Raw genomic sequence first — 24,020 nt, 5'->3', positions numbered from 1 at the left:
CTGTCATGAACGCTGATGCAATGCGCAATCACTCAACCATGACCTGTGCCGAGCTATTGATCCACCTGCTGCGTGAAACCTATGGTGTTCGTACTCTGTTCGGTATTCCGGGCGTGCATACGGTAGAGCTTTATCGTGGGCTGGAAGGCAGCGACGTGCAGCATATAACCCCGCGCCATGAGCAGGGTGCAGGGTTTATGGCCGATGGCTATGCCCGCGCCAGCGGTCAGCCTGGGGTATGTCTGATTATCACTGGCCCGGGAATGACCAATATTGCCACTGCGATGGGCCAAGCATTAGCAGACTCCATTCCCATGCTGGTGATCTCCAGCGTTAACCGTCGGGATACGCTGGGGCTAGGCCAAGGTCGGCTGCACGAGCTGCCCAGCCAGCAGCAGATGATCAGCGGCGTGGCACGCTTTAGCCACACGCTATTAGATGCCAATACGCTGCCTGACGTGCTTGCACGCGCCTTTGCGATCTTCAATGGTGCGCGCCCAGGCCCGGTGCATATTGAAATTCCGATTGACCTGTTCAATGTGCCGGTGAAGGCTCCGGCCAGTTGGCAAGCGCCATCGCTTTACCGAGCAGCGCCTGACCCGGATGGGCTTGCCGAAGCCGCCCGCTTGTTAAAGGCCGCGAAGCAACCCTTGGTGCTGTTAGGTGGTGGCTGTGTGGCAGCGCCAGAGGCAGCGCGAGCATTAGTGGAGAAGCTTGATGCCCCCACGGTGACGACTATCAACGCCAAAGGGCTACTAGGCCGCGACCACCCGCTGGATTTGGGCGCGAATGCCGCCCTGCCAGCGGTGCGCGAACTGGCGGCCAACGCCGATGTGATTTTAGCGGTGGGTACCGAGCTTGGCGAGACCGACTACGATGTCGTGTTTGATGGTGGCTTTCACCTCCATGGAAAACTGATTCGAATTGACCTCGACCCTGAACAACTGGTGCGTAATCAGCATACAACGCTTGGTTTAGTGGGCGATGCCGGACGTAGCCTAGCGCTTCTACTCGCTCATTTCCCCGAACCTTTGCAGCGCCACGGTGTTGAACGTACTGCCACTACGTTGAGCGCACTTAACCTGGTTAACGATCCGGCTTTTAGCGACTTCGTACCGCTTTATAAAATCCTAGCAGACTACTTGCCTGAGGCGATTTTGGTGGGTGACTCCACCGCGCCGGTGTATGCAGGCAACCACTTAGTCAGCCAGCCAGCGCCAAGACGCTACTTCAATGCCTCTACCGGCTACGGCACCTTGGGCTATGGGCTGCCAGCGGCGTTAGGGGCGCAGTTAGCTCGCGCTGATCTACCCGTGGTGGCACTTGTCGGTGATGGCGGGGTGATGTTCACCCTTGCTGAGCTTGCTACTGCGGTGGAGGAACGCCTGCCGGTGGTGATTGTGCTGTGGCACAACGCAGGCTACGAAGAAATTCGCCGCTATATGGATGCCAACGGTGTGGCTCGTTTGGGCGTGGATATTAAAGCCCCCAACTTTCTTACTTTGGCCGAAGGGTTTGGTTGCCCAAGCGTGCGGGTAGAAAGCCCTGAGGAGCTTGCAAACTCACTCGCTAAGCGTGTTTCAAGTGGCCCGTTACTCATTGAAATAGACGCGGCTGCTTGGCAGCGTGCGTGCCGAATTTTCGACCAGGATACGTAGATGCCGTTACTCAACCAGCAAGTTATCAATCAGCAGTTCATCAACAACCAATGGGTTGCCTCAGCAGGCACGCGCATGCTCGATGTGATGAACCCTTATCGCGAAGCGCGCATTGCTCAGGTCACAGCGGGGGACGCGGCAGATGTCGACGCTGCCGTTAAAGCCGCTCAGCAAGCACAACCTGCTTGGCAAGCGCTGGGTGGCGCTGCGCGTGCAAAGTACCTAGATAGCTTTGCCGATGCGTTGGAGGCCCGTCGAGAAGCGCTAATCACTCTGTCAGCCACTAATAACGGTAAACCGCTTGCAGAAGCAGGCATTGACCTGGACGACGCGATTGCCTGTTATCGCTATTATGCCAAGCAGGCCAAAGCACTGGATGCCCGCCAAGGCGAGCTGGTCAGTATGGAAATGGAGGGCGTCGAGGCGCGTACGTATCATGACCCTGTGGGCGTCGTGGGGTTGATTGCCCCCTGGAACTTCCCGCTGGTGACAAGCGCCTGGAAGCTGGCGCCCGCGTTGGCGGCAGGCTGTACCGCAGTGCTCAAACCGTCAGAGGTGACGCCGCTCCCCGAGTTGGCACTGGCAGAAATTGCCCTGGAAATTGGTCTGCCAGCCGGTGTACTGAATCTGCTTAACGGCGATGGCGAGGGCATTGGCGCACCGCTAACCAATCACCCAGGTGTGGATAAAATCTCTTTTACGGGCAGTAACCGAGTCGGCGAAGCCGTCATGCAAGCTGCTGCCGTTCGCACTGCCAGTGTCTCCCTAGAGCTAGGTGGAAAATCGCCGATCCTGGTAATGGAAGACGCCGACCCAGCCCAAGCCGCCGACTGGGTAATGGCGGGTATCTACTTCAATGCCGGGCAAATCTGTTCAGCGACTTCGCGTTTACTGGTACATGAAAACGTAGCAGAAGCACTCTACACCGCCCTAGCTGAGCGGATGGATGCGCTAACCCTGGGCGACCCACTCGCCGAAGGTACCGACTTAGGACCGTTGACCAGCGCTAAGCAGCGCGATGCGGTACAACGCTATTTAGACTTGGCAGCGCAAGAAGGCCTAACGGCAGTGCGCGATATTACCCATCGCACGTTACCCACGCAGGGCTACTTTTTAGCGCCGACGCTTTACCGTGATGTGCCGCTGGAAAGCCGCTTGTGGCAAGAGGAGATTTTTGGCCCCGTGCTCTGCGCACGCAGCATTACCAGCGAAGCAGAGGCGATTAAACTCGCCAACGATAGCGCTTATGGATTAGCTGCGACGGTGATTAGCGGTGATCCTGAGCGGGCAAAGCGCATTGGTCGCCAGCTAAAAGCCGGTAGTATTTGGTACAACAGCGCGCAGCTGGTGTTGCCTGAAACCGCCTGGGGCGGCTTCAAGCGTAGCGGCATTGGGCGTGAACTTGGCCCCTGGGGGCTAAGTGCCTACCTGGAAGTGAAGCATGTGATTGGGCCAGCGTAAGACTAACGCTCGGGCATAGCATAACGCCGGGATGACTTCCCGGCTTTTACCACTTGTCCGGGCACGTCGTGGCCGATAAGTGTCGGCAGGGTGGTGGCAACGTCAAGTAGCGCATCTAGATCGACGCCCGTATCGACCCCCATCGCTGCAAACATATGTACTAAGTCTTCGGTACATACATTACCGCTAGCGCCTGGGGCAAAAGGGCAGCCCCCCAGCCCGCCTAACGACGCATCAAAGCGGTTAATGCCCGCCTGCCACGCCGCCAGCGCGTTGGCTAAGCCCATGCCACGCGTGTTGTGAAAGTGCAGCGTGAACGGTGTTTCCGGCCATCGCTCAAGCACGGCGTCGCACAGGCGCCTCACCTGGGCTGGGTTGGCCATGCCCGTGGTGTCGCATAGCGTGACGCCTTGAATGCCCCGCGCGATCAGTTGTTCCACCAGCGTAAGCACCCGCGTTTCAGGCACCTCGCCTTCAAACGGGCAGCCAAAGGCGGTCGAAAGCGAGGCGTTGATAAATACGTCGCTGCCTTGGCAGGCCTCCACAATCGCGGCAAATTGCTCAAGCGACTGCTCAGGTGTCATGCGCAGGTTCGCCAGGCCATGGCTATCGCTTGCCGACATCACTAAATTAATCTCATCCACCTGGCAGGCAAGCGCGCGCTCCATGCCCTTAAGGTTAGGCACTAATACGCTGATATCGACGCCTGCCCGGCGCTGAATACCAGTGACAACATCCGCAGCATCGCGCAGATTAGGAATCGCTTTGGGGGACGTAAACGAGGTGGCCTCGATGCGCCGCAGGCCGGTGGTGGAGAGTGCGTCGATCCAGCGGATCTTATCGTCTGTGGGGACAAAGCGCGCTTCAATCTGCAGGCCGTCACGCGGGGCGACTTCATTAATTTCTATTTTTGTAGGACAAGGTGCTGTGGGACAGAGCACGGGTTGGCTCGTGGAATTATGCATAGCGCTCTCCTTAAATAATGCCCGCTTGACGCAGCTTGGCACGGGTTTCCTGGTCAATGCCCAGCTCATCCAACACGTCATCGGTATGCTGGCCAAGCGCCGGACCGCCATCGCCGAGTCGCCCTGGGGTAGCGCTAAGTTTGGGCAGTACACCGGGTACTTTTAATGGTTTGCCGTTGGGGCGGGTGAAGGTTTGAATCATTTCCCGCGCCAAGTAATGGGGGTCAAAGGCAATATCTTCGGCGGTGTACGGATAGCCCGCTGGCACACGCGCCTCATCCAGCGCTTTAAGAATCGCCTCTCTTGGGCGCTCTTCAGACCACGCTTGAATCGCTGCGTCGATCATTTCAGCCTGCTGGCTGCGGCCATCGTTGTGGGCTAGCGCGGGGTCGTTGGCCAGATCATCACGGCCAATCACGCCCATCAAGCGTTTAAAAATGCTGTCGCCGTTACCGGCAATCAATACGTAATCGCCTCCCAGGCAGCGGTAGGCGTTAGAAGGCGTAATGCCGGGGAGGGCGCTGCCGCTAGGTTCGCGCACTTGGCCGCTGGCATCGAATTCCGGTAGCAGGCTCTCCATCATGGCAAATACCGACTCATACAGCGCCACGTCGATCTCTTGTCCCAGGCCGCTGCGGTTGCGTTCTTGCAGTGCCAGCAAGGTGCCAATGACAGCGTAAAGCGCGGACAGCGAATCACCAATGCTCACGCCTACCCTGACGGAAGGCTCTCCCGGCTGGCCGGTGAGATAACGCAGCCCGCCCATGGCTTCACCCACTACCCCAAAGCCAGGTTTGTCGCGGTAAGGCCCCGTTTGCCCGTAGCCGGAAATATGCACCATGATTAACCGTGGGTTGAGTTTTGAGAGCGCTTGCCAGCCCAGCCCCCAGTTATCTAATGTGCCTGGGCGGAAGTTTTCCACCACTACATCAGCCTCGGTAGCGAGTTCGCGCACCAGCGCTTGACCCTCTTCACTGCGCAAATCCAGCGCCACCGAGCGTTTGTTACGGCTCTGTACGTGCCACCAAAGAGAGGTGCCTTCCTCAAGCATTCGCCATTTGCGAAGGGGGTCACCGGTGCCGGGCGGCTCAATTTTAATCACATCGGCACCAAATTCACCCAGCAGCTTGGTCGCAAAAGGGCCTGCAATGAGCTGCCCAAGTTCAAGGACTTTCAGGCCTTCTAAAGGAAGCTGGCGCGCTTCGGGAGCATGCATTAAGGCTCTCCTGGTCGTGTCGTTAATATTGTTGCCTACCAGCATGCGTGAGCCGCTTAGGCGAGACAATTAGGCAATGGGTAACAAAGGTTTCGTGACTGGCGAAGGTATGCGCTAGCATAGTCAGGTTACTTTTCAGGAGTTTGCCGAGTTGCGCCGCTTTGATTTTTTTACGCTCAAGCTGTTTATCTCTGTTGCAGACGAAGGCCGCTTGACCGCGGCTGCCGAACGCGAACACCTAGCCCTTGCCGCCGTTAGCAAGCGAATGAGCGATCTTGAAAGCTTGGTCGGAGCAACGCTACTTTACCGTAAGCCCCGTGGGGTGGAGCTAACCCCAGCAGGGCATGCGTTTTTGCATCACGCGCGGCGCATACTCGACAACGTTGAACGCTTACAGGCAGAGCTTAGCGAATATGGTGAAGGCGTGCGTGGGCATGTGCGTATTCATTCCAATACCTCAGCAATCATTGCGTTTCTCCCCCAAGACCTTAGTGCGTTCTCTCGCCACTACCCTGAAATCAAAATCGACCTGCAAGAGCGGGTCAGTAATGAAATTATTGCCGCTGTACGGGATGGCTTGACCGATATTGGCATTTTTGCTGGGCATGTGGCTGCGCCAGACTTACAAATAATTCCGTATCGGCGTGATCGCTTAGTGCTAGTAACGCCTGATAAACACCCGTTAGCGGAGCGAAGCAGTATTGCCTTCAATGAAGCGCTCGCTTTCGACTTTATCGGTTTGCAGCAAGATGCGTCACTGCAAGCGCTATTGCTTGAGCAGGCTAATCTATCGGGAAGAGCGCTGCGAATGCGCATTCAGGTACGTAGTTTTGATGCTATTTGCCGCATGATTCACCATGGCATGGGGGTCGGTGTGCTACCAGAGCAAACGATCTACCGCGAGCTAGGTGATCTGCAGCTTAAAAGCATTCCGTTGAGCGACGCCTGGGCCCAGCGTGAACTTGTTATTGGCGTGCGCCGCTACGCGACGCTTCCTGTCACGGCAAGGCACATGGTGGACCTGCTGACCGCAGAAAAGCATTCAGCGTTATAAAACTCATCAAATCGGCGCTTAATCCCGCAGTATCGAAGGGGCCGACCACTGCTGACAAAGCGGCATCACTTCTAAGCGCGTGATATTGATATGCGGCGGAAGTGAGGCTACATGGAATGCTTGGTCGGCGATATCCTCAGGCTGAAGTGGTTCCGCTCCTGCGTAGTAGCTATCGGCTACCTGGTGGTCACCTTTCATGCGAACCAGCGTAAATTCACTCGCTGTCATCCCCGGGGCGAGGTCGGTCACTCTAACGCCCTGGGGGCCAACGTCGCAGCGCAGGTTATAGCTAAATTGTTCTACAAAGGCTTTGGTGGCGCCATACACATGCCCGCCTGGGTAAGGTGTATGAGCGGCGATAGAACCCAGGTTAATTACCGTTGAGCCGGGGCCTGCGGTGATAAGTTTGGGCAGCAAGTGGCGCGTGACAGTCACTAATCCTTTTACGTTGGTATCAATCATGCGGTGCCAATCATCCAGCTCAGCGTTTTGTGCTGGCCCCTTACCCAGCGCTAGTCCTGCACTATTGATCAGTGTATGCACGTGCTGAAAGCGTTCTGGCAACGCCGCAACCACGTTAGCAACGTCTTGTGGGTTGCTGACATCCAATTGAGCGATGTGCACAGGTACGCTGTTTTTCAGTGAGTTATAGAGCGCCTCTAAGCGAGTTTGACGCCGTCCTGTTAACACCAGTGACCAGCCCGCTTGGGCAAAACGGTGGGCACAAGCAAGGCCTATTCCAGAAGTGGCGCCGGTAATAAACACGACGGGTGCGGTTTCGTGCATGATGAAAGCTCCTGGCGAACATAGCGGTTAAAGCCGCTGCTAAAAACAGCAGACAAGCGCCATTGAGATAGCCTAAGGGTGCAGTGGGTATTCATCTTTGGTCGTATGCTGATAATAGGGTGCGTAGTTTAGCGCGCTATAGCGGCGTTTCTAGCCATCGTATTTGACGAAGTCAGCCTTCATAAACGTCGATTTGAGCCGCTTGGCTGCTTGTTTCAAGATCAATCAAACAGCAAAAATGCTGTGATAGGTATCACGCTTAATAACCATAACCACATCCAATAACGACAACCGTAGAGAGTCATCCTATGCGGACAACATTGCTTACCACGCTGGCCACCCTGGGTATGCTAACGGCGGCCCCCTTTGCCTTGGCAAACCCGATCGAAATTCAAGTTAACAACACCATGAGCGAAGGCGGCTCCGAAAGCGCAGCAGTCGAGCGCTTTGCCGAGTACCTAGAAGAGCAGGCACCGGGCCGTTTTGAGGTGCGTCCTTTTCTAGCAGGCTCACTCGGTGGTGAAAACGCGGTGCTGGAACTGCTCAACTTAGGTCAAACCCAGATTTCTATCACTGGCGGCAACTGGCGCCAGCAGTATGCGCCAGAGTATGACGCTATTACCGTGCCGTTTGTTTTTTCAACCTGGGACGAAGTCGACGCCTATATGGAAAGCCCTTCTGGCCAGGCATTGATTGATCAGGCTGAGAGCCAAGGCGGGCTTAAGTATTTTGGTTTGCAGCACCGTGGCCCACGCCATATGACCGCCAACAAGGCAATCAATAGCCCTGAAGACTTAGACGGCTTCCGTTTGCGTCTGCCATCGCTCCCCGTGTGGCTTGAGGTGTGGGAAGAGATCGGCGCCCAGGTAGTGAACGTTCCCGCGCCGGAAATTTACTTGGCCATGCAAACAGGTCAAGTCGATGGCCATGAAAACTCGCTCTCCTCGCCCTATACCCGCCGCCTGTGGGAAGTACAGGATCACATCATTATGACCAGCCACGTGCAGTTTCCGTGGAGCTGGGTAGCCAGTTCACGCTGGTGGGGTGGCTTAGAAGCCGATGATCAGGCATTGATCGAAGAGGCGATCGACGTAGCTCGTCAATACGGTTCAGAGCAAGAGCGTGAACTTGACGAGTTCTATCTAGAAGCGCTGCAGGATGAAGGGATGACCATCATTGAGCCGGATGTGGCACCTTTCCGCGAAGCGGCGTTGCCTGCGATTGATCGTGTAATGGCCGGTATGGCTGATGGCGTGCGTGAAGATGCGTTAGGTAATGAAAGCCAGTAATTGCTTGTGCTAAATGAACAACGGCGGCCTATCAGGCCGTCGTTGTAGTTTTAAAAGATACCTATTTAAGCCTTATTAAGCCTCAGGAGCGTTCCCGTGGATTCAGCTATGCCGCCCAGAAACGGGCCGGATAGAATCGCTTTTTATGTGTTGCGTTACACCACCCGTCTTTGCGATGGGGTGGGGGTGACGTTAATGGCCGCGATATTACTGCTCATTGTGTCTGCAGTGGTAGCCCGTGACTTACTTGGGTTGGGGATGCCCTGGACAGAAGAAGTTGCGTCACTGCTGGCCATTTATGCCATTGGCTTTGGGTCTATCTCTGCGTGGGTACGCAGTGAGCATTTAGTGGTTGACCTGTTCAGCCACAAACTTTCTAGCTTAGGTAAAAATATACAGTATCGCCTTACTTCGCTGATCTCTTGCGGCTTTTTTCTGCTCGCGGCATGGGGCGCGTGGATTATGTCGGATATGAGCGCCAACAATAAAACCGTTTCGTTAAGTATCAGTTTCAGCTACCTCTACTACGGTATCTTCTTTAGCTTCGCAAGCATGGCGGTCATCGCCCTTTGGAAAACGCTGCGCGGCCCGGTTTTCTGGCTTGAAGCACCCCGCGAAGAAGAGGTGACGGCACCATGACTGAATTACTAATTTTCGTTGGCGGCCTGTTGGTGCTAATGGCTATCGGGTTGCCTGTCGTGGTTGCTATCGGTGTTACTTCATTTATCGCTTTGGTATTCACCGGCACCGGAGGGTTGCCCGTTGAGCTACTGCCACTGCGGATGGTGCAAACGCTCAACAACTTTACGTTGTTGGCCATTCCGCTGTTTATTCTGGCTGCCAATATTATGAATATTGGCTCAACAACCACGCGTATTTTTGACTTCGCCACGGCATTAGTAGGCTTTACCAAAGGTGGTCTTGGTCACGCTAACGTAGTGGCCAGCTCTATTTTTGCCACCATGTCGGGTACTGCCGTGGCTGACGCGGCGGGTCTTGGCAGCATTGAAATTAAAGCCATGAAAGAGCGTGGCTATGATTTGGGTTACGCCACTGGAATTACCGCCGCCTCTAGCGTGATTGGGCCGATTCTGCCGCCCAGTATTGCGCTGGTAGTGTATGGCTGGTTGGCCAACGTGAGTATCGGCGGGCTGTTTATGGCGGGGCTGCTGCCCGGCATTTTGATGGCATTACTGTTGATGGGAATGACGGTAATGCTCGGGGCAACAGGCAAAGTAGTGATGCCTAAGCCTACGCCGTTTGATGCCTGCGAGGTCGTCCGAACCGGCAAGCGCGCTATTCTGCCCTTGATGATGCCCGCCATTATTGTCGGTGGTATTTGGGGGGGCTTCTTTACGCCAACGGAAGCGGGCGCCATTGCCTCGCTCTATGCGGTTATTTTAGGCGGCCTGATCTACCGTGACTTAAGCCTGCGCGACTTGTTTAATGCTTTCCAACGTACCCTTATGTTCAGCGCCGTGATTCTGCTGATTATTGCGGTATCCAGTTTTTACGGCTGGATTTTGGTGCGCATGGGCATTCCACAAGCGTTGGCGGGACAGGTGGCCAGCATCGATATGCCGACGATTGCGTTGCTGCTCTGCTTTGCGCTGTTTTTCCTGCTTATCGGCTGTTTCATGTCGGTCATCGAGAGCATCCTGATCTTCACTCCCATTGTGGTGCCTGCTGCGCTAAGCGCGGGGTTAGACCCTGTCCATTTCGGCATTGTGATGGTCATTACGCTTTCAGTGGGAGTTATCACGCCACCCTTTGGCACGGTGCTGTTTCTAATGGTGGGCATTACGCGACTACGCTATGGGCAGGTGGTCAAAGCGGTGTTGCCGTTCCTATTACCGATTCTGGCCACGATTTTATTGTTGATCGCGATACCTGGCCTTGCCACGTGGCTGCCTCGGGTGATGGGGTATTAATCCCCCAAACCTCGTTTGTCATGATGCAACAGGGCTCATGTGTCAGCGGTAAACAATAAATCGCTAATTAAAGATCGGTGCGCCATTAGATTGGTATGCATTATTTTTGTACAAGTCTCTGTATTTAAAGTGTTTTTTATTTTGTTGGCATGGCTTGGTATGGCGGCTGCAATGTATTGGGCAAGAACGAAGTGTTAGGAAGACATGACGTTCTTGCCACTAACCAAGGTTTTCAAATGATCGAATTTTTTGATTACCGAAAACCAAAGTGAAAGCGAAGCCATACCAGGAGGCATGACTATGAAAAAGGAAGCTCTCAAGAAACTTGGCATTTTAGGCGTATCGTTTGGTTTAATCGCTAGCCCGCTGGCCTTTGCTGGCATGGAAGGCAACGATGATTACGAGCCCGCTCCTCAGGAAGAAACGACCCAGGATGAGCAAGGCGCCTACAACTCTTTCGACTCTGATCAAGAGCAAGGCGCTACTAATGAAGGTGTAACTACTGAGTACGAAGAGGAAGAGCAAGAATTCACTTATGAAGAGGAAGAAGAAGAGCAAGACACATGGGAAACTGAAGAGGAAGATGATTCCGGTTGGTAACCCATGACTGCTAAAGGATTAACTTCTATTCCGGTTCACGGATGAACCATGAAATGCCCCGCCAGTTGCGGGGCATTTTTGCGTTAAAAGATGCCACATAGGGCGTGAGGATAGGGCGTAGGGAATGAATAGGCTATGGTTAGAGTTGGCGGATGCAGACTCTGAGTGCAACACACTCATTGGATGGTTGATGGGCTTTCATGGTACTTGGCCATCAGCTCGCTCATCACTTCTATCGGACATTTAAAATCAAAGCGTTTTCGAGGCCGCATATTCAGCTCAAAGGCAATGGCATCCAGCTCTTCCTGGCTATGTACTGAAAGGTCTGTTCCTTTCGGTAAATATTGACGGATAAGGCCATTGATATTCTCATTGGCTCCCCGTTGCCAGGGGCTATGGGGATCGCAAAAGTAAATCGCAACACCGGTTTCTTGAGTAATTTTTGCATGGTGTGTCATTTCACGCCCCTGATCATAGGTCATGCTTTTTCGAGCGGTGGTCGGCATTCGGTTCAGAGCAGCACTAAAGCCTGCTACGGCGGATGTGGCGGTGGCATCGTCCATTTTTGCGAGGATCAGATAGCCACTGCTAAGCTCTACCAAGGTGCCTACCGCGGACGCGTTATTCTTACCTTTGATCAGATCGCCTTCCCAGTGGCCGGGCATTTCACGCTTACTGACCTCGGGCGGACGTAAGTGAATGCTGACCATGTCAGGGATCTGACCACGTCGATCCACTTCGCCACGGCGAGGCTTGCGTGTGGTTTTACCTTGTCGCAAGCAGTGAATCAGTTCCTTGCGAAGGTGGCCAACGGGCAAGGCATAAATGGCCGTGTAGATGGTCTCTCGGCAGACGTAGGCATCGCGCAAATCAGGTAGTTTCATCGTCTTGAGCTTGCCGCTAATTTGTTCAGGAGACAAGCGTCGCCGCAAAATATGCACGATGAGATCAAACCGCTCGGTGCCTGGCAAAAGCTTACGCGCAGGACGACAGACTACTCGACGCTTTTCTCGCTGACGTTGGGCGTGCCGGGCACAGTAACCGTTCTGGGCCATTTGGTTACGGCGTATTTCACGAGATATGGTTGAAGGAGCTCGCCCTAAGAGCTGGGCAATGTGCCGAAGGCTCATCCCTTGGGCTTGACCCACTTGGATGCTGGCACGTTCTTCAATGCTGAGTTCGAGGTAAGACATGGGACAACACCTTAGCGAAATGCTCAGGTGTTGCACTCAGTTTCTGCGGCCAAGGTTCTATTACTAACATCAGCCACAAGGACGTTGCCGACGTGTTGAACTGGAAGGAGGTTCCACAGCTTCCTAAAGCGCAAGGACGAATCGAAGCGATTGATCTCGCGCGTGGCATTGCCATTGGGCTGATGATTATCAGTCATGCCGTTAGTGGTTTAGTAGGCATGCGTCATGTGCCCGACTGGGGCATGGTGCCTATCCACTTTTTAACTAAGTTCTCGTCCTCGCTGTTTATTTTAGTGTTCGGCATCGCGCTGGCGGTGGCCTTCTTATCTCACACGCAAAGTGACGATTGGCCCCAGCGGCGATTAAAGCTATGGGTAAGGGCCATTGAGGTTTGGTTTTGGTATAAAGCGCTGATTATTATCGAAATGCTCCCCTTTAGCTCGCCTAGCGATATTGTTGATACGCTGCTCTACGGGCGGTTTGCTATCTGGGTAGAGATTCTCGGCTTCTACGCCATTGCCTTGCTATGGGTGCCATTAATATTGCCGCTGTGGGCGCGAACGCCACTGTGGGGACGTTTGGCGACCATCGCAGGATTAACGGCGCTTTCAGCGTGGTTACAAGGCTTTTCCTTTGGGGGCTACGAGCTCTTAAAAGCGTTTCTGGTGGACCATGAAGAGCACTATGCCTGGGGACAGCTTAGCCGCGCCCCACTAATATTGTCTGGCTTATTGATCGGCGAAGCGCTGTTACGCTGCTATTTCGATGCCACCTTACGCCGCCGTTTAATTCTTTGGCTGGCAGGGTCGGGGGCGCTGATGGTCGGCGCTTTTTATGGCATAGCCATCGCCGGGGGCGATGTTCATGGTGCGATGATGGCGGTGGCTCGTAATGTGGGAAAACACCCGCCAGGGATAAACTTTATGCTGTTTAGCGTGGGTGGCGCGTTGGTGCTGCTTGGGCTTGCCTTAGCGGGTGGCGCCACCGCTGCGAAAGCACTGTTGCCGATCACTCTCATCGGTAGTGATGCGCGCAAAGCCTTTATCTTCCATATCGTGATGATTTTTCTAGTACTGCGTTTTTTATTGGAAGGCGAGGGGGCCTACAGCTATCCGCAGGCGCTTGGCATTGGTGGCTTATTAATACTCGGTGCCGCGCTGTGGATTTGGTTGACCCGCTGGATGGCGGCTCATCGCTAAGCGCGAGCAAACTAACGGGAGTTGACGATTTGCGACACTGGATACAGCGCGGGCTCATGGTCGTAGCGCTGTTAATAGCACTGCCTGTTCATGCAGATTGGTATTATGAAGTCGATAAACAGAGCCGCTGGCAGGGTGACTTAAATGCCCGCATGGCCGCCATCGAAGAGGTGTTTGGTGGGCAGCTGGGTGTGTATGTGCAGAATTTGGCCAGTGGTGAAGCCTATTCATGGAAAGCCGATGAGCCATGGTATTTGGCATCGCTGATAAAAGTACCGGTGGCTGCTCAGGTGTTGGCCGAACGCCAAGCTGGCAGGCTATCGCTTGATGAGCGGATTACCCTGGCGCGCAGTGACTATGTGGATGGCGCAGGCCCGGTAAACTGGCATGATCCAGGCACGCCTATTTCTATTGGTTATTTGTTGGAACAGATGATCACCGTTAGCGATAACACCGCCTCAGATATGCTGATTGATCGTGTAGGGCTTGAGGCAGTGAATGCACGGGCAAAGGCCATGGTGGCCGCGAGCGGAGGAAGACCCGGTCATATAGGGCCGATTAGCAAGCTCGTTAGAGTACGCCAAGGTGTGTATGGCCAGTTTCATCCAGATGCCCAAGACTTAGGTGGTTTAGATTTTATGGCGCTGCGCAAGCATCCCGTTAGCCAGCGCCCAGTAGCGTTAGCCCGTGCCCTTAGCGTGCGCCAAGATGCCTTCGAGCAGCCTGACTACGACCGCGCCTTTGATGCTTACGAAGCCACGGGTGAGAACGTAGGCACGTTGCGCGCCTTCGGGGATGTGCTAGCCTCGCTTCACCATGGGGGTATGACGGATTTGAATACCGAGCAGCGCCAAACGCTGCTGGCGGTAATGAGCCGCACCTCCTCTGGCGAGCGCCGCTTGAAACAAGGGTTGGGCAGTGACATTCATTTTGCCCATAAGACCGGTACCCAGCACCGTCGTAGCTGCGATGCGGGTATTGCCTCGCGCATTTCGTCAGCCCAGGGACCTTGGGTAATTGTCGCCTGTAGCCGAGGCCCGCTTTCGGTAAGCGCCCACGAACGCGCCTTGGCAAGTGTTGGTGACGCGCTACGTTTTAGTGGTGCGTTAGCTGACCTTTAATCAAGCTAACGCTAACGCTAACGCTAGCGCCTAACGCCGTACCAGCATGATAAACTGAGCCAATGCTCTGTTGATGTTTCACGGCCTGCCGTTGGAAAGTTGTAGCGCTTGGTGGCTAACGACGCGGGTGCCTCATTCGCTCGTACCTCGCGAGATTCGTTACACCGCGCTACGGTAGGTGCCATAGGTTTTGTAGCGCGTGGTAAGCGAAGCGCACCCGCGATGACGGTTATGGCAAAATGAAACAGCAACAGGTTATGTAGGTTCTTTTTTTTTATTACTTAGGAGTTTGTTATGGCACGTGCCAGCGCCCGTCATATTTTGGTAAGCAGTGAAGAGCAGTGCAACACACTGAAGCAAGAGATCGAAAACGGTCGTGATTTCGCAGAAGTGGCCAAGCAGCACTCTAGCTGCCCTTCTGGCCGCCAAGGCGGTGACCTAGGTAGCTTTGGCCCCGGCCAAATGGTACCGGAGTTCGACAAGGTCGTTTTCAGCGGTGACCTGAACAAAGTACACGGCCCGGTCAAAACCCAGTTTGGTTACCACCTGTTGGAAATCACTAGCCGCAGTTAATGGCGCCGAACATCCGTCAAGCACCGCGGCAATGCTGTCGCGGTGTGAGGAGCACGCCTTGAACGATCCCATTATTACTATTGAAGGCTTGAACAAAACCTACGAAGGTGGCTTTCAAGCCCTTAGCCGTGTGGATTTAACTATTCAGCGCGGCGAGATTTTTGCCCTGCTTGGCCCCAACGGGGCGGGCAAAACAACGTTAATCAGCGTGGTGTGCGGGCTGGTGAACCCAACCCAAGGCCACGTCGTCGTCGATGGCTATGATAGCGTTAGCCACTATCGTCAGGCCCGCGAACGTATTGGTCTTGTGCCTCAAGAACTGACCAACGAAGCCTTTGAAACGGTATGGAACACGGTCAGTTTTAGCCGTGGCTTGTTTGGCAAGTCGCCCAATCCAGCGCATATCGAGAAAGTGCTTAAGTCGCTGGCCTTATGGGACAAACGCAACAACCGTTTGATGACCCTTTCCGGTGGTATGAAGCGCCGTGTATTGATCGCCAAAGCGCTCTCTCATGAACCACGCATTCTATTTCTAGATGAACCCACCGCTGGGGTAGACGTCGAGCTACGCCGTGATATGTGGGAAGTGGTGCGCGGGCTGCGGGATAATGGTGTCACGATCATTCTCACCACCCATTACATTGAAGAAGCCGAAGAAATGGCCGACCGCATTGGCGTTATTAATCGCGGTGAGATTGTGTTGGTGGAAGAGAAAGCAGCGCTGATGAAAAAGCTTGGCAGCAAGCAGCTAACGCTGCAGCTGCACACGCCGCTCTCTGCGTTGCCTGCGTCCCTTGATCAAGACGAGCTGAGCCTGGCTGCAGATGGCTATGAATTGGTGTACACCTACGATGGCCGTCAGGAAGAGGACGGACGCGGTATTTCTGCGCTGCTCACGCAGTTGGAAAAGGCGGGCATTGGCTTTAAAGACCTGCACACCCGGCAGAGCTCGTTGGAAGATATTTTCGTCGATTTGGTAAAGGAGCGCCCATGAATCTCTACCCCGTTCGTGCCATTTATATGGCGGAAATGGCGCGCACCCGCCGCACGTTGCTGCAAAGCATTGTGTCGCCAGTGATTTCAACCTCGCTTTACTTTGTGGTGTTTGGCGCGGCGATTGGTTCACGCATCAGCGAGATTAACGGGGTCAGCTACGGTGCCTTTATTGTGCCTGGGCTGATTATGCTGATGCTACTTACCCAGAGTGTCTCTAATGCCTCGTTTGGGATTTTCTTCCCGAAGTTTTCCGGCAGCATTTATGAAATTCTCTCAGCGCCCATCTCTTATTTAGAAGTGGTGGTGGGCTATGTGGGCGCTGCTGCCTCGAAATCGATCATTCTGGGGCTGATTATCCTGGCAACGTCCAGCTTATTTGTGCCACTGGAAATTGCTCATCCGATTTGGATGCTCACCTTCCTAGTGCTGACCGCCGTCACCTTCAGCCTGCTGGGCTTTATTATCGGCATTTGGGCAGATGGTTTCGACAAGCTGCAGTTGGTGCCTTTGCTGGTGATTACCCCGCTGACGTTTTTGGGCGGCAGCTTCTATTCTATTGATATGCTGCCGCCGTTTTGGCAAACCGTTACGTTGGCCAATCCTGTGGTCTACTTGGTCAGTGGGTTCCGTTGGAGCTTCTACGGCATTAGCGATGTCAGTTTAGCGGCCAGCGTGGCGATGATCCTGCTCTTCCTGGCCGCTAGCCTTGCCACCATTGCCTGGATTTTCCGCACCGGTTATCGCTTAAAGCCCTAAACCTGCGGATTGCCTGTTGAGCGGTTCTTTGCCAACACCGCTGTTTTGATAACTTGTTTTTTTAATCAATCGTTCTTAGATACATCGTTCTTAGCTAAACCGCTCTTAAATAAAAGGTAACTCCCGCTTATGCCGCTACTGCAAAGTATTGTGCACCGCCTTGATCCATCATTAGATGGTGAACGTTTGACCGTCACGGCGGCACCTGCGTCAACACCCGCGGCCCACGACGACCCTGTGATGGCAAGCTTGGTGAATTCGCTAAATGATACCTACAACACCAAAGCCAAAGGGTGGGGGCGATTTGCTGAGCAGGGCGAGCAGGCTGGGCCGCTGGTCGCCTGGCTGCGGGCATATATGGCAGAAGAGCAGGATTTCACCCAGCTTTCTATTGCGATTGCCGAGCGCTTGGCGCAAACCCTGCAAGAGCAGCTCTCCGTTAGCGGCTACTTAGTGTTCGCACATCTACGCCAGGGCGATACCGAGACACTGTTTTTAGGCTTAGTTCATCAGAGGGAAGGTATTGGCATTAACGCAGAGCACCAAGCAGTGCCCGCCGCGCAGCTTAATACCAGCCAGCTCACCTTGGCAGCACGGGTAAACCTTACCCAGTGGCAGAGCGATTCTGAAAGCGCACAATATGTGTCGTTTTTAAAAGACCGCGGCGGCAAAAAGCTAGCCGATGGTTTGATAGCGCTGTTGGGAATGGAAGAGGGCATTGATGCTCCCGCCGAAACCCGCACGCTGCTGAAAGCTTTCAGTGATTACGTCGAAAAAGAGGACTACGACGACGAAGCCAGCCGAGAAAAAACCGACACCCTGGTCGACTACGCCAACGAGCAGCTGCGCCGTGGCGAGCCAATGACGTTAGAAGAGCTTTCGGGGCTGGTGGACGAAAAGCAGCCCAAAGCGTTTTACGACCATATCCGTAATGCTGACTACGGCCTTTCTCCAGAGATTCCGCCCGACAAGCGTACTATCAGTCAGTTCCGCCGTTTTACCGGACGTGCTGGGGGCGTATCGATCAGTTTTGACTCCCACCTGCTCGGGTCCAGCATTGAGTACGATGAAAACCAGGATCGCCTGATTATCAAGCAAGTGCCCAAGCAGCTAAAAGAGCAGTTGGCGAAGCGTAAGGAGTGATTAGTAAATCGTGATTGGTGAATAGCGATTGGTGAATAGTGAGTAGTAGAGGGTGGGCGCTTAGGCGTAAAGGGCACTAAGTGCCATATCGCCAGTCGAAGTGGCAGGTTTATTAACAGGAGAGAAACCGTGCTGGATGCCATTAGCAATTTCTTCCAACGCGCGCTGGCAGAACCTGAGCAGCGTGATAATCAAACCCTGACGCTAGAACTCGCAACGGCGGCGCTGCTCTGTGAAGTCATGCGTGCCGACTACGATAAAAGCGATGCTGAACGCGCCGCGCTCAAGCAGATGCTCATCAACCGCTACCACTTAAGCGAAAGCGACGTTAACGAGTTAATGACGTTGGCGGAAGCAGAAGTAGATGATGCCGTCGATCATTACCAGTTTGTCAGCCTGATAAAAGAGCACTACGGTTATGAGCAGCGCTGCGAGTTGGTAGCGTTAATGTGGCAGCTTGCTTGGGCAGACGGCAGTATCGACCCACTCGAAGAGCACCGTATCCGGCGGCTGGCAGATCTCCTGCACGTCAGCCATAGCGACTTTATTCGCAGCAAGCTAGAAAGTACGCCCCACGCTGAATAATGCCCCCAGGATAGACGCTAAACCATAGGAAGGGAGCGCTGACACGTCAATGAATGATAGGCAGGATGCATCGAACTTAACCGAACTGATTAACACCATGGAGCGAATGGAGCGTGAAAAAGCCAATGTAAGCGTAGACGACGTGGTTCACGCGGTGGGCAGGCGTTCATTTGGGCCACTATTGTTGCTTGCTGGGCTAATCACACTTGCGCCCATCATCGGTGATATTCCCGGTATGCCAACGCTTATGGCGGCGTTGGTGTTGCTCACGTCCGTTCAGTTATTAATCGGCAGGGAAACTTTCTGGTTACCTAAATGGCTGGTAAAACGCTCGATTTCCCGAACTAAATTCGATAAAGCCATTCACTACATGAAAAAGCCCGCCACGTGGATTGATAGCTTACTAGGTGTGCGCCTAGCGTGGATGACTGGCTATATCGGGATACGCGTCACCGCCGTGATGTGCCTGCTTATCGCGTTAGCCATGCCGCCGATGGAGTTTATTCCGTTTAGCGCCAACGGCGCGGGCTTAGCGCTTACTCTGTTTGGTTTAGGCTTAGTTGCCCGAGATGGCATCATGCTCTCGCTGGGTTTTCTACTCACCGGAGTTACGTTTACGGTTGTGCTGATCAACGTGCTATAAGTTCGCGTACGATCATCCTAGCGCCGCCTAAGCTGGCGGTTTTTTAAAAAGGAGTAAGCACGTACCATGTCTGATCCAGCACCGTCTGAGTCATCATCATCGAACTCACCGTCGCCACATTCAGCACTGCCGCCTGCGCCCAAAACGCCCCGTGAACAATCTCCCTGGGAGCGGCGGATTGAAACGGTGCTTTGGAATTCTCGCTTTCTAGTAATGCTGGCGGTAGTGCCAAGCCTGTTGGGCTCACTGATGCTGTTTATTGTTGGCACGCTGGATATCTTAACCGTGGTGGGTGACGTACTGCGCTACTACCTGATGGATAGCTCTCAAGATATCCACGACACCCTGGTGCCAGACATCATCATCGCCGTTGATGTGTATTTAATAGCGATTGTGCTGCTGATCTTCGGGCTAGGTATCTATCGGCTGTTTGTTTCCCGTATCGATCAGGCGGAAGTGCGTTATCCCAAGCACCCGTTTAACGTAGGCTCACTGGATCAACTCAAGGACAAAATTGCCCGCGTGGTGATTCTGGCGGTGATTATTGAGTTTTTCCGCGCCGTGGTGGATATCCGTTTCACAACGCCACTGGAAGCCATCTATCTCGCGCTTTCGGTGCTGGCGCTGGCCGCAGCGCTTTATTTTATGAGTCTAGGGCATAAGGATGAGTAAAAAAGGGTTATTTCACTGTTCATATTCTCAATGGCCACACCAGTAGTAGCTGCTGGCACGGTTTAAGAGAGCGATTTAATGCCCACCAAGGGTAAATTACGCAAACATAACCAATCACTGCTAGGCTAGAGGTGTTATTTCAAGGTGTTGCTTTCTTTGAAGCAAGCCTTTAAACGCAAAAGCAAGGAGTGCCGTTATGCGTAACATTATCTACATTATTGGTCTAATCGTTGTTGTGCTGTTTATTCTATCGCTGCTTGGACTGCGCTAAGCACACCACGCCAATAGAAAAGCGCCCGCAGCTCTTTTTTCAAGGGGCTGCGGGCGCTTTGTATTTAAAACGTCGTATTTAGAGCGTCGTATTTAGAACGTGCAGAGCAAAGCAAACGCGATTACGCGCAGTCGGCAGCTCCCTGGCCAAACATATCAAACATTAGCTCCCGCCCCATAGACGTCAGTACGAAGCGGTCGTAATCATTAAATTCAGCGGCGCCGCTCTCTTCAAGCACCCGTTGGCATGTTTTCCAACTAGGGCAATGCCCCTTCAAATGAGCCAGCTCGCGTCGGGCAAGACCACGCTGCGGCAAGGTAATGGTTTCGAGCACATGGCCGTTATCGTAAAGCAGCTCGGCAACGGTAGAAAGGCAGTGGCGTAGGCTGCGCTGCACATGATAAGCGGCAGACGCTACGGTGGATGCGGGTTGTGACACCTCGGAAGGCATAAGTCGTTCTCCTGCAAACAGCCCCAAAATGGGCTTGTTGCAGTGCATTATAAAGCAATGCAGGTGTTAGACCAAGGTCTATGGTTCGTTAGTGTCAAAGCAACCGCCGACCTTTTCCTGACATGTTCCTGTCATCTAGATAATTCACCATGTAAGTCACTAGAGAATACACAGAAAAGTGTTAATCCCGATGGATGGCATTATGCCTTTTTGAGCTTTTTACAGGCGCCATCTTTTACAATTCATTACCTTTTCGTACGTAAAAAAAGCCAATTAGGCTCAAGTCTGAGCTTTAATGGTCGATAGTATTCAATAATAAATCACATTCTTACGTATGAGCAGCGCCAGCGTGTTGGGCGTTTTTTAAAAAAAGGGCAGTAACTTATGGCTTCCATTTCATCACTCGGAATTGGCTCAGGACTCGACCTCAACGGCTTGCTGGATCAACTGCAAGATGCTGAGCGAGGGAAGCTGAAGCCTATAGAGCGTCAACTGGAAACCCAGCAGACCAAGATTTCTGCTTATGGTCAGCTGCAAAGTGCGCTTTCCAAATTTCAAACTGCATCAGCTGAGTTAAACGACAGTGCGCTTTACGAAAGCCTTTCCACGAATGTGGGAGGCGATGCCATTACTGCCACGGCAGACGGCGAAGCGCAGCCCGGTAGTTATAACGTCACCGTTGATACACTCGCTACCCGTGGCACGCTGGCCTCTGAAGGCGTTGCCGAACTGGACGCGCCGCTAACGACCACTGAGCAAACGTTAACCTTCACATTCGGTGATGGGGCCAGTAAAGACGTCACCATCGGTGCGAATAGCAGCCTGGAAGATATTCGCGATGCGATTAATGCCAGTGAGGATTCAGGCGTTAACGCCACTATTGTGAACGACGGCACCAACTATCGGCTGGCGCTTAGTTCCAGCGAAACCGGTGCGGATGCCTCTATTACCGGCTTTAGCTTTTCCGATGCAGGCACTGCGCCTTTCGCCGCCGACACCGATAACACCCTACAAGCAGGCACCGATGCCGCGTTGACGGTGAATGGCATTGCTATTACCAGCCCTACCAATCAGGTTGAAGGGGCGATTCAAGGCGTGACGCTTAATCTTCAAGAAGAGGGCGATAGCACCGTGGCAGTCGAGCAGAATACACGCGCTGTTCGTGAAGCGATTACGGGCTTTGTCGATGCCTATAACGACCTCAAGGGCACCATCGGCGAGCTGACCAGTTTCAATGCGGAAACCGGCGTGGCAGGCGAGCTTAACGGCGATAATACGGTGCGCACTGTGGAATCTCGCATGCGCAGCATATTAAGTGGCGGTATCGAAGGTGAGTTCTCGATGCTTAGTGATATTGGTATTTCACTACAGCGGGACGGCACGCTTTCTATTGATGAAAGCGAGCTGGATAACGCCATTGTCAATAACCAGGATGCGCTGTCGGCGTTCTTCGCCGGTGACGCCGACGATTCAGGTATGGCAGGCCAGTTAAACCAAGGCCTAGACCAGTTGTTAGGCACGAACGGTGCAGTGAAGGGAGCCATTACTGGGGCGGAAAATCGTGTGGAATCCCTAGTGGAGCGCTACACCCGAACAGAACAAACCATTGAGAAGACCATTTCACGCTACCGTACCCAGTTCGGCCAGTTGGATAGCATGATTGCTCAGATGAACCAAACCAGCAGCTATCTAACCCAGCAGTTTGATGCCCTCGACGCTCAGCTTGGGCGTAAATAGCCGCTAAAGTAATTTGGTGGTTGCTGAACGCTTACGCTAACGCCTGCTTCCTGCAGGCGTTTTCATTAGAAAATTCCCATTTCTAGTAAAAAAGTATGAAAAGCGGCGAAAGCGCGAAAAGGCGCTAAAGTTGTGCGCTTTTCTGCCGATAGCAGTGCTATTAAATAAACGGGCGTGCGCATGCGTGCCTGGGTATTGTGGTTTAGCCTTTTGCACTGAGGAACACCCCCGCATGGCGACGATAACCTCTCTTGGCGTTGGTTCTGGCCTTGATCTCACTGGTTTGCTTGATCAGCTTCAAGCGGCTGAGCGGGGCAAACTCGCGCCGATTACGCTTCAAAAGAAACAGCAGCAGGCGAAAATTTCTGCGTTCGGTCAACTTCAAACGTCGCTGAACGCGTTTCAAGATGCGGTCGCTAAAATTAATGACCCCAAGCTCTATCAAAGCCTTTCCGCCAATTTGCGTGGCACAGGTGGTGGAGAAGCCATTAAAGCGACTGCCGCCGCTGATGCGCTGCCGGGCAGCTACCGGGTAGAGGTCAGCCAATTGGCCACCTCTGGCACGCTGGCTTCAAGCCGGGTAGATACCAAAGACCAAGCGCTCGATCTACAAGGGGCGACCGCGCTGCAGCTGACCTTTGGCGATGGTGAGACCGTCGATATCAACATCGCAGAAGGCAGTAGCCTTGCTGATATGCGTGATGCCATTAACGCTGATAAAGAAGCTGGTGTTAACGCCACGATTATCAATGATGGCACGGGCTACCGGCTGGCACTTAGCTCTAAAACCACTGGCGCAGACGCTTCTATTGAAAGCTTTAGCTTTGTTGATGCCGGTGGCACCGTGGTGCCAGGCCCCTTTGTTGAAGATGCGACAACAAAGCGCCCAGGGGAGAATGCCGCGCTTACGGTTAATGGCATTGCGATTAGTAGTGCGGAAAATAGTATTGAAGGCGCTATTCAAGGCGTAACGCTAAATCTTGCTGAACTCGATATCGTGGACGGCGAAACGGCTTCCAGCACCATTAATATTGAGCGCGATACACTAAAGCAGCGCGAAGCGATTAATGGCTTTGTAAAAGCGTTTAACGACTTAAAAGGCACCATTGGCAAACTCACTAGCTTTACCGGTGATAGCGAAACAGCTGGAGAGCTAGTGGGAGACAATACCGTGCGCACCATTGAATCTCGGCTGCGCAGTGTATTAACCGGCGGGGTAGAAGGCGGTGAGTTATCGACGCTTAACCAGCTAGGCATCACTCTGCAACGAGATGGCAAGCTCAAGGTTGATGACGATGTGCTAAACGATCTAGTTGCCAATAATCCTCAAGCCCTCAATGCCTTTTTTGCCGGTGAAAGCGAGGGCGACGGCATGGCGGGTAGGCTAAACACTACAATCGAACAGATGCTGGGCAACAATGGCGTGGTAAAACTAGCGATTAGCGGCGCGGAAAACCGTGTTAAAAGCTTGGACGACCGTTTTGAGCGCATGGAAAAAACCATTGAAGGCACCATCTCCCGCTACCGCACCCAGTTCGGCCAGCTAGATGCGATGATTTCCCAGATGAACAGCATGAGCAGCTACCTCACCCAGCAGTTCGACGCCCTGGATAGTCAGTTAGGCCGTAAGAAATAATCTTAACGCTGTAACATTGTAGACATGATGGATTGACCTGCCCCTCCTCAACTTCGTGGGTTATGTTGAGGTTGAGGCAACAAC

The 24,020-nt window shown here is 53.5% G+C and carries 23 protein-coding genes; 18 read left to right on the top strand and 5 right to left on the bottom strand.

The features are described 5' to 3' along the window. The first annotated feature begins 5 nt into the window (after window positions 1–5). Together J4377_RS15795 and J4377_RS15790 are read left to right on the top strand one after the other, a co-directional pair. Window positions 6–1,658 (top strand): 5-guanidino-2-oxopentanoate decarboxylase, encoded by a 1,653-nt coding sequence (locus J4377_RS15795; RefSeq protein WP_253486120.1) that lies wholly within the window; start codon window positions 6–8, stop codon window positions 1,656–1,658. Further along, a complete protein-coding gene (locus tag J4377_RS15790) occupies window positions 1,659–3,119 on the top strand; it encodes an aldehyde dehydrogenase family protein (RefSeq protein ID WP_253486119.1) in 1,461 nt (486 codons plus the stop codon). A 2-nt stretch (window positions 3,120–3,121) separates the two neighbouring features. On the opposite strand, the gene J4377_RS15785 is transcribed toward J4377_RS15790, so the two are convergent. Together J4377_RS15785 and J4377_RS15780 are read right to left on the bottom strand one after the other, a co-directional pair. Beyond that, the gene (locus J4377_RS15785; RefSeq protein ID WP_231658032.1) at window positions 3,122–4,084 is read right to left on the bottom strand and encodes a hydroxymethylglutaryl-CoA lyase; all 963 of its coding nucleotides are present in this window, start codon (window positions 4,082–4,084) and stop codon (window positions 3,122–3,124) included. A gap of 10 nt (window positions 4,085–4,094) precedes the next feature. Next, window positions 4,095–5,300 carry a CaiB/BaiF CoA-transferase family protein gene (locus J4377_RS15780; protein WP_095603724.1) on the bottom strand — a complete coding sequence of 402 codons (1,206 nt, stop codon included), beginning with the start codon at window positions 5,298–5,300 and terminating at the stop codon, window positions 4,095–4,097. A gap of 151 nt (window positions 5,301–5,451) precedes the next feature. Between J4377_RS15780 and J4377_RS15775 the strand changes: the two genes are divergently transcribed. Further along, the gene (locus J4377_RS15775; RefSeq protein ID WP_038478477.1) at window positions 5,452–6,354 is read left to right on the top strand and encodes a LysR family transcriptional regulator; all 903 of its coding nucleotides are present in this window, start codon (window positions 5,452–5,454) and stop codon (window positions 6,352–6,354) included. A gap of 18 nt (window positions 6,355–6,372) precedes the next feature. Here the strand turns inward: J4377_RS15775 and J4377_RS15770 are convergent, their stop codons facing one another. Further along, window positions 6,373–7,140: an SDR family NAD(P)-dependent oxidoreductase gene (locus tag J4377_RS15770; RefSeq protein WP_253486118.1), complete on the bottom strand. Its 768-nt coding sequence runs from the start codon at window positions 7,138–7,140 to the stop codon at window positions 6,373–6,375. Between the two features lie 308 nt (window positions 7,141–7,448). Here J4377_RS15770 and J4377_RS15765 point away from each other — a divergent pair, with 308 nt between their 5' ends. From J4377_RS15765 to J4377_RS15750, 4 genes are all read left to right on the top strand, one after another. Then, window positions 7,449–8,429 carry a TRAP transporter substrate-binding protein gene (locus J4377_RS15765; RefSeq protein ID WP_253486117.1) on the top strand — a complete coding sequence of 327 codons (981 nt, stop codon included), beginning with the start codon at window positions 7,449–7,451 and terminating at the stop codon, window positions 8,427–8,429. Window positions 8,430–8,537: 108 nt separating this feature from the next. Beyond that, window positions 8,538–9,068, top strand: a complete 531-nt coding sequence (locus J4377_RS15760; protein ID WP_226912500.1) for a TRAP transporter small permease — start codon at window positions 8,538–8,540, stop codon at window positions 9,066–9,068. After that, window positions 9,065–10,360 (top strand): TRAP transporter large permease, encoded by a 1,296-nt coding sequence (locus J4377_RS15755; RefSeq protein ID WP_038478464.1) that lies wholly within the window; start codon window positions 9,065–9,067, stop codon window positions 10,358–10,360. The genes J4377_RS15760 and J4377_RS15755 overlap by 4 nt, the downstream gene beginning before the upstream one ends. A gap of 300 nt (window positions 10,361–10,660) precedes the next feature. Continuing rightward, the gene (locus J4377_RS15750) at window positions 10,661–10,960 is read left to right on the top strand and encodes a hypothetical protein (protein WP_095603728.1); all 300 of its coding nucleotides are present in this window, start codon (window positions 10,661–10,663) and stop codon (window positions 10,958–10,960) included. 176 nt (window positions 10,961–11,136) lie between these two features. Here the strand turns inward: J4377_RS15750 and J4377_RS15745 are convergent, their stop codons facing one another. Beyond that, window positions 11,137–12,153 carry an IS30 family transposase gene (locus J4377_RS15745; RefSeq protein WP_253485442.1) on the bottom strand — a complete coding sequence of 339 codons (1,017 nt, stop codon included), beginning with the start codon at window positions 12,151–12,153 and terminating at the stop codon, window positions 11,137–11,139. A 92-nt stretch (window positions 12,154–12,245) separates the two neighbouring features. Here J4377_RS15745 and J4377_RS15740 point away from each other — a divergent pair, with 92 nt between their 5' ends. The 9 genes from J4377_RS15740 (at window position 12,246) to J4377_RS15700 (ending at window position 19,841) form a co-directional block, all read left to right on the top strand. After that, a complete protein-coding gene (locus tag J4377_RS15740; protein WP_253486116.1) occupies window positions 12,246–13,352 on the top strand; it encodes a heparan-alpha-glucosaminide N-acetyltransferase domain-containing protein in 1,107 nt (368 codons plus the stop codon). Between the two features lie 56 nt (window positions 13,353–13,408). Continuing rightward, window positions 13,409–14,473: a serine hydrolase gene (locus J4377_RS15735; RefSeq protein WP_253488161.1), complete on the top strand. Its 1,065-nt coding sequence runs from the start codon at window positions 13,409–13,411 to the stop codon at window positions 14,471–14,473. 294 nt (window positions 14,474–14,767) lie between these two features. Then, window positions 14,768–15,046, top strand: a complete 279-nt coding sequence (locus tag J4377_RS15730) for a peptidylprolyl isomerase (RefSeq protein WP_009722821.1) — start codon at window positions 14,768–14,770, stop codon at window positions 15,044–15,046. 58 nt (window positions 15,047–15,104) lie between these two features. Then, window positions 15,105–16,040: an ABC transporter ATP-binding protein gene (locus J4377_RS15725; RefSeq protein ID WP_253486115.1), complete on the top strand. Its 936-nt coding sequence runs from the start codon at window positions 15,105–15,107 to the stop codon at window positions 16,038–16,040. Beyond that, entirely contained in the window at window positions 16,037–16,798 is a 762-nt protein-coding gene (locus J4377_RS15720) for an ABC transporter permease (protein WP_009722819.1), read from the top strand. Before J4377_RS15725 ends, J4377_RS15720 begins: the two co-directional genes overlap by 4 nt. 129 nt (window positions 16,799–16,927) lie before the next feature. Then, a complete protein-coding gene (yejK, locus tag J4377_RS15715) occupies window positions 16,928–17,941 on the top strand; it encodes a nucleoid-associated protein YejK (RefSeq protein WP_038478446.1) in 1,014 nt (337 codons plus the stop codon). 129 nt (window positions 17,942–18,070) lie between these two features. Beyond that, window positions 18,071–18,526, top strand: coding sequence for a TerB family tellurite resistance protein (locus tag J4377_RS15710; RefSeq protein WP_095603732.1), 456 nt, complete (start codon window positions 18,071–18,073; stop codon window positions 18,524–18,526). A gap of 49 nt (window positions 18,527–18,575) precedes the next feature. Continuing rightward, on the top strand, window positions 18,576–19,169 hold the full coding sequence (locus J4377_RS15705; protein WP_253486114.1) for an exopolysaccharide biosynthesis protein: 594 nt from the start codon (window positions 18,576–18,578) through the stop codon (window positions 19,167–19,169). A gap of 66 nt (window positions 19,170–19,235) precedes the next feature. Beyond that, window positions 19,236–19,841, top strand: coding sequence for a YqhA family protein (locus J4377_RS15700; RefSeq protein WP_253486113.1), 606 nt, complete (start codon window positions 19,236–19,238; stop codon window positions 19,839–19,841). 392 nt (window positions 19,842–20,233) lie between these two features. On the opposite strand, the gene J4377_RS15695 is transcribed toward J4377_RS15700, so the two are convergent. Next, window positions 20,234–20,563, bottom strand: coding sequence for a hypothetical protein (locus J4377_RS15695; RefSeq protein ID WP_095603734.1), 330 nt, complete (start codon window positions 20,561–20,563; stop codon window positions 20,234–20,236). A gap of 384 nt (window positions 20,564–20,947) precedes the next feature. Between J4377_RS15695 and fliD (J4377_RS15690) the strand changes: the two genes are divergently transcribed. Further along, complete coding sequence (gene fliD, locus J4377_RS15690) at window positions 20,948–22,300, top strand: flagellar filament capping protein FliD (RefSeq protein WP_253486112.1); 1,353 nt, start codon at window positions 20,948–20,950, stop codon at window positions 22,298–22,300. 232 nt (window positions 22,301–22,532) lie between these two features. Then, a complete protein-coding gene (gene fliD, locus J4377_RS15685; protein ID WP_253486111.1) occupies window positions 22,533–23,936 on the top strand; it encodes a flagellar filament capping protein FliD in 1,404 nt (467 codons plus the stop codon). Window positions 23,937–24,020: the final 84 nt, after the last annotated feature.

This window comes from Halomonas sp. XH26, assembly GCF_024138895.1.
Lineage (GTDB): Bacteria > Pseudomonadota > Gammaproteobacteria > Pseudomonadales > Halomonadaceae > Vreelandella > Vreelandella alkaliphila.
The sequence above is the reverse complement of the archived record's forward strand: the minus strand, read 5'-3'. Positions and strand labels throughout refer to the sequence as shown.